At 41.8% G+C, this 10,151-nt stretch carries 4 protein-coding genes; 1 reads left to right on the forward strand and 3 read right to left on the reverse strand.

Features of this window, described 5'->3' with window-relative positions:
* Positions 1-125: 125 nt before the first annotated feature.
* Positions 126-3,188, reverse strand: a complete 3,063-nt coding sequence (locus KO534_RS21755; RefSeq protein WP_215933301.1) for a TonB-dependent receptor — start codon at positions 3,186-3,188, stop codon at positions 126-128.
* Positions 3,189-3,909: 721 nt separating this feature from the next.
* Positions 3,910-5,706 (reverse strand): M61 family metallopeptidase, encoded by a 1,797-nt coding sequence (locus tag KO534_RS21760; RefSeq protein WP_215933304.1) that lies wholly within the window; start codon positions 5,704-5,706, stop codon positions 3,910-3,912.
* 165 nt (positions 5,707-5,871) lie between these two features.
* Here KO534_RS21760 and KO534_RS21765 point away from each other — a divergent pair, with 165 nt between their 5' ends.
* A complete protein-coding gene (locus tag KO534_RS21765) occupies positions 5,872-6,555 on the forward strand; it encodes a flagellar brake domain-containing protein (RefSeq protein ID WP_215933306.1) in 684 nt (227 codons plus the stop codon).
* A gap of 197 nt (positions 6,556-6,752) precedes the next feature.
* Here the strand turns inward: KO534_RS21765 and KO534_RS21770 are convergent, their stop codons facing one another.
* Entirely contained in the window at positions 6,753-10,049 is a 3,297-nt protein-coding gene (locus tag KO534_RS21770; RefSeq protein ID WP_215933308.1) for a TonB-dependent receptor, read from the reverse strand.
* Positions 10,050-10,151: the final 102 nt, after the last annotated feature.

The raw sequence follows: 10,151 nt of genomic DNA on the forward strand, positions 1-10,151 counted from the left end.
TGTTTAACCATAAATATGTATATAAACGTATTTTCTGCTTGAATACAAAATACATAAGCCGTTGTCTCCAACGGCTTATTTCATTTGCTAACTGTCACTCCTCGAGATTATTGGAGTGTAGCCAGTTAGAACACGTATCGCGCGCCCAATTGGTAACGGGCGCCTAAGTCAGTCAAATACCACAGTTGGGTCTCATTTCGAGCATGGGAACGGCTGTCTTCACCGGTAACATTTAACGCTTCGACAAAAACAGATAAATTCTCATTAATGTCGTAACTGACATTCATATCTATTTGAGCATAGGCTTCTTCAAACTCTGGGTTATTAGAACTGCCTTTGTTTATTGTTTTAAGGTATTCGCCACGCCAGTTGTATGCAATCCTCGCTTGAATGCCATCCTTTTCATACAATGCCACTAAGTTAGCAGTATCACTTAAGCCCACAAGTGCAAATTGTGACACGTTGGGATCAGCAGTCACGTCAAAACCTACATCGCCTCGCACTAGTGTATAGTTGGCCGATAATCCGAATCCTGTCTCTCCAAAGAAGTGCTGTACCGCAAACTCCATGCCATAGAGTTTGGCTTCACGGCTATTGTCTGGCGTGTTTGTTCGAAAGGTAACGAGGGGATCGTCAGCGTTGGCAGTTAAATCTAATCCAGCTGTATTTGCGAGGAAATCTATTTGTGCTTGATCACCTGTAAAAGTTGGGTTTGTACCATATTCATCGGTAATTATTGGGTCGTTGTTATACTCCATAAATACCATCATTGCGTATAAATAAGTATCGTCTAACGGGAACCCGCCATCCTGAACCGCTTGTGCCGCTGCTTGTGCCCGTGGTCCTCCAGTTACGTCCTGTATGCCTAATAACGTTTGATCCACTTGGCGTGAACCAATAAAGTTAATAACATTCTTTTGGAACATCCCAGCTGATGCATAGCTGTAGTCGTCATAATACCATTCTAAAGATAAATCAAAGTTGGTGGATTCGAGAGGTAACAAGCCGGGATTAGAGGCATTAGCGGTAGGAATAGCACCAAATAATGTAGAACCGCCGCCGCCGCCAAAGTTGGATGCCGATACGCCTAAATTACCTAAACCTGCTCGCGCTATGGTTTTACTGAATGAGAAACGGCTAATCAAATCGTCGTCTAAATGCAGAGTAAAGTCCATGCTTGGCAACATATTGTCGTAACTAGTTGAAGCCGATACGGGGGAGGGAGCAACACTGCCATCGACCACTGCGTTTATATCGTTGTTGTCTTCCCAATTGAAGTATACTGAACTAACTAAAGACGTGGATTCTACATCTGTGGTTTCGTAACGTAGCCCTGCAAGTAAATCGAATGGCATACCACCCACTTCGCCGCTAACTGAAAACTGAAAATAAGCGGCTAACATGTCTTCTACCACTGTATTGTCGGTTGAAAATGTGGTTTCAGAGGCTGTGGGAATGCCGGGATACAGCGCTACTCCAGCGTCATATAATTCTCTCGGATCTGCGATAAAACCGTATCCACCAGAATTCGTATCATAGTCTTCAAACTCACCAGGTAAATCAAATGGTTGAATTAAATCGCCGAATTCACCTGGGTTACCAACGTTCCAGTTACCCATTGCAATATTGTTTCCAGAGGTTTGAAAGGTGCGAGATTCCATTTCGCGGCTTTCTATTCCGAAGTCAAACTTGCCGTCGTCAAATTCGTAAGTCCCGCCGACTTGGACTTGAGTGATGTCTGTTTTTTGCCCAGCGTTACGTAAGCGAGCGATTGAAGAACCCACGTCTAACGGATCAACTTGCCCGTTAGGATTCGCGCCTTTGCCTTCAATAGTATCATCGTAAACATTCAGATAAGTAGGTAGATCTGAACCAAACCACCATTCCCGCGAAGTAACAATAGGTGCGCCTAAGCCTACTGCTAGTTCACCAGTGTTGCGAGGCCCGGTTCCCACACTTTCCATTTCTGAACTATGGGCATCTAAAGTTAAGCTTAAGTTATCACTTACTTGGTATTGAAGGTTCAAACCAAGCGAATCTAAGGTGTTGGTTTGTTCACGCCATTGTTGTTCGTAACCTTCATCCACAGCCCCACCGTAACTTTCAGCGATATACAAAGGGGTTTTAACTACAGAGTCGTCAAATTCTACACGTACCACGTTAGAGCCATTCTGCACCCAGTTAGTTATCTCACCGCGATGCTCGCTAATTTCGTTTTGAGCGTAGGTATAATCGACTGTTCCTGTCAATTTATCAGAAGGAGCAAATTGCAATGTGAGTTGAGCGTTGTCTCTTACCCGTTGCGTATTAGAAAAGGCGTAGCGAATATCGTTGGGACGAGCATACAACTGACCGTCAGCTGGCGGATTGATATACTCTGCTGTGGTATTGTTGTTGTATAAACCATCGGGATCAGTGAGGTCTCCCCAATAGCCAATATTCCAGTCGTTGACTGTTGCTCCTGTATAACCAGAATCCCGCTCTTGATGGCTAAAGCTCAAACCCACACCAAAGGTGGAATCGTCATTGGTAAAGCTCATCAATCCTGATAGCTCTGGTGTAATATCACTACCTGTTCGATTAGTGGTATCGTGTGTGGCTTTCACTCCGGCACTCGCGACAAAACCTTCTCTATCTAAAGGTTTAGCAGTAACGATATTGATGGTCGCGCCAATCCCACCGGTTGCGATACTCGCTTTGCCGGTCTTATATACTTCAACTGCTTTTACACTTTCAGACGCTAAGTTACCAAAATCAAAGGCGCGAGTACTACCACCTCGAGTGGTACCGTCAGCGCCACTGCCTGCACCATAGGTGGTGGCAGCTGGCATGGTACGACCATTTAGGGTAATCATATTGTTACCACCAGCAAAGCCACGAACGGTAACTTCTGAACCTTCACCGTTGACCCGGCTAATAGAAACACCGGTAATACGTTGCAGCGACTCTGCTAAGTTAGTATCTGGGAACTTACCGATATCTTCGGCAGATATGGCATCTACCACCCCCATTGATGTGCGCTTAATCGCTGTAGCGGCTTGTAAACTGCCGCGGAGACCTCTAACTTCGATGACCTCAGTCTCTTCTGCAGCTTCTTGAGCAAATGTTGGAATAACGAACGCTGAACCAATCAATAATGAAATGCTTTGGGTCAGCAATGACTTTCTAAATTTATTATGGGTACTCATAGTGTGTCCTGTAGTTTTGTTAGTAACTTGAACTTAAACGGCTTACATCTAGCAATAAATTTAGTTTTATAATTGTCCGCCGCAGCAATTTTTCTTATCAGTACGCTTTCATATTTGCGTTATGAAAACGTTAACTGTGCGTTAATTTTTAGCGTTTTTTTAACGCACTTTTAACAATAAGCGTGGTGATTAAAAGTGGGTACTCCGTATATTAATTTGACTCTTACGTTTTTTCACATCCGCTAATTCGTGGGTGTTTCATGGCGCTATTGCGATTTATCCCTGTAACTCGCTAACAGCGCCAAGATCCCGTTGTTTTCAAACAAGTACTATACTTGTAGCAATAAATACCTCCTGAAAACGTTTTCATAATTTAACTATGTGGTTAGTTTTTGTCAACTTTATTGTTGCTTAATTGTTAATTGGTTTTGTTTTTGTTCTTGTGGTGGGTAAAAAATATCACGTGCTTGGTTGTTTATTGCTCATTTGGTGGCAGTTATAGTTGTGAATGCTGTGGTTTTTGGGTTTTTGAAAACGTTTTCTGTTGGTGCGTGTCGGTCGGTGCGCATAGTGTGTTGTTTAGTCTGAATTTGTTGCCGTAGATTGTTGAGAAACCCACCATGCTTTAAGGCAACAAATCAAACGTAAATTACCTATTTAATCGCTGTCTAATAGGCTGAATATGCTATTTAGCTATTTAGCTATTTAGCTATTTAGCTATTTACTCTAACCAGCTATCGCATAATTCCTGATTAATCACTTCTAATGCAATTGTGTCGCAAGGGGCTTCGACAGCAATAAAAGTCATATTTTTGAGCTTTTTGTCGCGAATGACGCTGAGTTGAATCGAATCACCAATCCTATAGTTGTTGAGTTGAGCAACGAGATTTTCTTTACTCACTACCCATTCATCCATCGCTATTAGCAGGTCACCGAATTGTAATCCCGATTGATAGGCGGCCGTTTGTTCTGTTACTTGTGTGATTTGTAAACCTGTTTCTAGTGCTTTGACTTGTGCGCCAAATTCAATTTTTATAGGAGTTGACGCTAGGTCACCACCCTTATCTTCAAGATTCTGTTTGGGTGAAAAGTTGCACTTTACTCCAAATGTCGCCAATAACTCATTAAATGGTAGCTCTTGAGTGGAATACAAAGCTGATTTGAAAAAGTCGCTAAGGTCTAGATTCATTTGAGTGGCAAGAATCTTTTGGATAACATCGACAGGGGTAGGGATGTTGTGTTTACCATGCAACTGCCACAAGTAACTCATCACAGTATCTAGATTGTATTTTCCATCACTATGTTTTTTTATCAATAAATCCAAACACATGGCGAGAATTGCGCCTTTGTTATAGTAGCTGACGATATTATTTACAGCGCCTTCATCTTGTTTGTAAAACTTCGTCCAAGCATCAAAACTGGAGTCGCTAATACTTTGTTTAAAGCGTCCTTTATTGCGAATTAATCGAGTGAGGTTTTGAGCAACAATTTTTAAATATTCAGCTTGTGAAATGATGTTGCAGCGTAAAAGACTAAGGTCGTCATAATAACTAGTGAAACCTTCGTAAATCCATAATTGTTCGGTATGTCTTTCTTTATCTAAACTTGCTGCAAATAATTCTTGGGGTTTGATTCGCTTTACATGCCAAGTGTGAAAAAACTCATGACTACACAAACTAAGGAAAACCTGATATCCCTCAGTCATTTTTTCCGCGTCAGAGAGCCTAGGCAATGCATTTCTACTATACATCAACGCGGTGGAACTAATGTGCTCAAGTCCACCAAAGGCGTTGTCGGTAAGAAGCGTGATAAATTGATATCTAGCCACAGGGGGAGCATCAGCGAAAAACTCAACGTGATGTTGACAAATTGTAGTTAAATCTTGTGTTATTCGAGATACATCAGCTTGGTGCCCACCTGCTAGAATCAGTTCAAATTCAACACCTGATGTACTAAATGGTAAAATATCGAATTCACCCATTAAAACGGGGTGGTCAATTAATTCTTCGTAATTACTCGCCCAATAATCGCCAAATTCATGGGGGGCTTGCATCTTAGTTGGCATAGTTGTGGCAACTTGCCAATGCTCTAGGTCAGTGTGGCTAGGTTTTGTAATCACTAGAGCGCAAGGTTTTTCGGTTTGTCCTTGTACTGCCAAAAACATATTGGTGCCATTGAAAAACGCGAATTCATCGTTGATATAGGCGCCTCTTACAGAAAGGTCAAAAGCGTAAACTTGATATTTAACAATGATTGCTGCGCTAACGGCCTGTACTTTCCAAGTCTGTTTATCGATTTTAATGATGTCTATATTATTGCCACTATCATCTTGTGCGTTAATGGTGATGATGTTTTTGGCAAAATCTCGGATCATGTAACTACCCGGGATCCAGGCTGGCAATGTGAGTATTTGTCCATTTTTATCAGGGGTTTCAATTCGCAGGCGAACATCAAAGGTATGACCGGCAATAGATGAAACACCTACTTGATATTGAATGGAATGAGGGGAAGTCTGCATGGTGTTTCTCTATTCTTTGACATTATCACTTTGGTAGTGATTAATGATGATTAGTCACATAAACATCGTTTAGTTACTTGTTGTTTATAAATACTTTATTTAACATCAACTTAATTGATGTAACACCCAAGATGATATCAAAGCCGTCCGAGGATTTTTAATTAAATGGCAATTTTGCAGGAAAAAGTTGGTCTCACCAACGAAGATCTTAAAAAGATTCGCTCCATGCGTCCTAGTCGTCCCATTGATTTACAATTGACAACCGCTACCACTACGAAAAGGGTACGCACCGAATTTGTGGGTATGGATGGCACCCGGTGTATGATTTTTAGATATCCAGACGAGGGGAAGTGGGGACCTTTAGGTGACGGTATCTTTAAAGACAAGGAAATTATTGCCAGATATATTCTCGAAGATGATACTGGGGAAATTATCGCGTTTAAGGTATCCATAATCTTAGTTACCACTAAGCCAAGCCATCTAATATTTACGAGTTTTCCTCTTTTTATCCAGAGTCACGATCTACGAGCAGAACCCAGAGCCAATACGCGAATTGCAACCAGACTATTGGATGCACAAAGTGATGCAGTTATTTGTGATTCGGTGGTACTAGATATATCCGTAAATGGATGTCGAATGAGTATAAAAAAAGGCAGTGTCATCAAACCAAAACTTAGGCAAGCAGTGAAAATGTATTTCGCGGCGTCTAAAGATAAGTACTCTTTTTTGGAAGGTACTATTATGAATAGCAAATCTGATGAAGTTTGTTTGTATTACGGAGTGAAGTTTGAAACGCCTGCAGAGGAAGTTAATAAGTTGCTGCGAGATATTATGTTAGTAACAGGCTAATCTAAATTTTTGTCATTTAATTAGGCTAATTGTCCGCAATAATGAGTGCGGCTAATCTCAAGTGCAGCACCCAATTATTCTATACCTTGGTAAACTCATTTAATTGATTTGGTCAGCGTTTTACTGAATTGTTTGGAAACAAAAAAGCCGCTAAAGATTACTATTTCGCGGCTTTTTCTTAGGCTTGAATACCCATTCTAGAATGTGTATTGCACGCCAAATTGGAATCTACGATCAAACATGAAACTTGAACGTTGGAATGTTTCACCACCTTCATTCAAGATATCTTTCGATGTTTGCAGTTCATCCGTCAAGTTTGTTCCTTGTAAGCTTACCTGTAAGTTGTCAGTTATTTGATATTTAACTGACGCGTCCAAGGAGAAATTTGAATCCTGTATATTGGGATTACCCGTTATAAAGGTTTCGTAGGAGTTTAAGAACTCGTCACGATACTGATAAGCAATACGTACTTCTAGCTTGTCATCTTGATACATACCCACTACATTGGCAAAGTTTTCAGATTGACCAATAATACCGTTCAGTGTCTCAATTCGGACTATGCCATCAAAGCTATCAGGATTGCCATCACCATCTGCATCTAATGAACGTTCGGGCGAATCGGCATCGACGTCAAGTTTGGTATAGTTAGCCTGAATCCCGAAGTTTGACCAAATACCGTCTAGTTGGTCAAAAAAGTATTGTCCCGAAATTTCAAATCCAGCAACCGTTGCATCTGACTGGTTGACTGCACCTTGATAGAAAATAGGTACCTCAGCGCCGTCTAATGCAACTGAGTCAACCTGCACAATGGTGTCAGTTTGGACTATATCTTTAATATCTTTGTTAAAAAATGCCAAACTGAAGTAATTACCACCCTCACCATACCATTCAACAGCTAAGTCAAAGTTCACTGCTAAAGTTGGTTCTAGATCAGGGTTACCACCTGTAACTAACAGTCTTGAAACAGCAGCTCCTAAGGCTCCGATAGGCTCAGGCTCTCCAGGTTCAATTTCTGGGAAACTAATAGAAGTTATTGCTCGTACTGATTGAGAAGCACTGTAATCAGAAATATTAGGCAGTGTTAAACCTTGGCTTAATCCCAATCTAACTAACCACTCATCATCTAAATTTAATTTAAGGTTTAAGGAGGGCAGATAGTAATCTTCATCTAATCCAAGCGTTCTGTCGGTGTCTCCTTGGTCAAGGTAAGCTGCTGATTCCGGTAGGAAGTCTCTTATACTATCAATAGCTTCAAGTTCTGCTGGACGATCTGCTTGTTGTTCGTCCACGGCAAACTCACTGTATTGGAATGAACCTTTTGAATCGATGTCCATTTTGACATAGCGAACACCAAAGTTTCCTTCTAAGAACATGCCATTATCAAAATCTTGCGCAATGTCAAAGCGTATATATAAATTGGTTACCACTTCGCTGACGTTTGCGGTTTGCCCGTCAGTGTATTGTTCGACGTAATTGGCATCTCTACGACCATTAGCAAATGGACTATAGTCTCCCGTTCGCGTGTTGTCTGGATCAGTGCCTGTATTTAAATCTGGCTCATTAGCCAAAAAGTCATAAAACGAATCTGGATTTCTTAAAAAATCGGGATGGGCATAAACGAATTCAGTATTATCGCCAACTACCACGCCGCCGCGTTGGAAATCAGCAAAATCGTAAGTTTGATGGGCTACCGTATCGAAGGCATTGTATCTTGCAATACCCCCCGCCCATGCTTGGCTTACACCTTGCCAGTTTAGGCCTGCGTCTTGGTAAATTTGTTCGCGTTCTGCACGGCGTACGCCAAACTTAACTGATTGGAACCAGTCGTCGCCATCTGGATTAAAGTTGTATGTTGCGTCTACCTTAACTGCGTTCGAATCACCTTCACCGTCTTGGTATCTATCAGCTGCATACCCCATAAAGTAACCTGCTGGATCAGCGGTAGAGGTTGGCGCAGCGGTAGGTACAACATTATTGCCCGCATCCAAAACGAAATCTTGGTTAAAAGCAAAGCCATCGTTATAAAAGAATTCAATTTCTGGATCATTGAGGTTAGGACGACTTCTGAAATCCAAATGAGTTGTTGCCCCAATCCATTGATCTCTCTTGGTTAGCTCGGAGGTAGTGCGATGAGCGTCAAATTCAACAAACCATTGGTCATCAACCGCCCATTCAATATTAACACTGATGTCGTCAGTGGTAGTTTCTGTACTTCTACCTATTCCAAGGTTACCTATTTGTGCACCAGGAGCACCATACCAACTACTCTCGTTAGAAGATATTAGGCCCTCTTCAAACAAGCCTCCGTCTACGGCAACAAGTTCACTACAAAAACCCTGTGATAACGCATTTCCATCGTCATCGTCACCTGCTACAGCGCCGTTACCACAACGAGGTACACCTGACGATGTATATGGAGTTAATGAAACATTGTTCGCAATAATATTAGAATCTGCAGTAGTAAGGGCAAAAGCCACACCACCGTCTTGCCATTCTGTTGTTCGCTCTAAGTCAAATACTTCGTTGTCTACACGAACATATTTAACTGTCGCCTTAAATGATTCGTCGGAACTTCTCCACTGACCAGCTAGGTAAACGTTACTGCGCTCTCTATCAACTTCAGTAGCGCGAAGCTGAAATCCGTTGATAATACCCACAGTTTGTCCCTCTGTTGGTATCATATCACCGGTGAAATCTTCTACATCCAAATCTGGAAATCTATCACCAGCAACCGAACCTACAGGAACTGGCACTATGGCGCCCGATTGATAACCGTTGAAAAGTGATTTTAATTCAGAACGAGAAAACGAGCCTAAAAGACCAAATTCACCCGCATCGGTTTCCCAACGGTTACTAAAGATAGCACTCATTGTAGGAGTGGTTTCTTCCCTCAAATCGCTATATGTACCATCGACCGAAACCACACCAAAAAAACCCTCTCTATCAAAAGGTTCAATTGTCCTAAGGTTAATGCTACCACCTATACCACCTTCAATAAGGTCAGCACTTTGGTTTTTGTATACGTCAACACCTTCGATCATTTGCGGAGGAATACTTGACCAATCTAGTGCGCGACTACCATCTGACGTGAACGCATCACGACCATTTAATTCAGAGCGAATCAGTCCTAGACCACGAATTAGGTTTCCTGAACCTTCTGCAGAAGGGAAATCACCACCATCAGCACCTATATCAAATTTTGTAACTGTCACACCTGGCACACGAGAAAGCGCTTCTGCAACAGATAAATCTGGCAGTGCGTTTGCATCTGATGCGGTAATAGAATCCATAAAGGTACTGGATTCACGTTTTAATTCTGCAGCATTCGCCAAAGCACCACGAATACCTCTAACTTCAATTACTTCTTCGGCATTTTCATCTACGGCTTCCTGCGCCGTTGCATTGTGTGCAGAAAGCGACGTCATGAGCGCGGTAGCGCCATAAAGCGCTACTTTCACCGATGAAGCGAGAATCGATTTCTTTTGTGTGTTCATGTTCTCTCCAGTGTGTTCTTTGTTATTAATTTGTTGTATGTGTTAATTACAAGGTGATACCAGGTTAGGAAAATTAAGCTATTGGTTTTAAAAAGCTCGACT

This window comes from Paraglaciecola arctica (assembly GCF_018861065.1).
In the GTDB taxonomy this organism is placed as follows: domain Bacteria; phylum Pseudomonadota; class Gammaproteobacteria; order Enterobacterales; family Alteromonadaceae; genus Paraglaciecola; species Paraglaciecola arctica_B.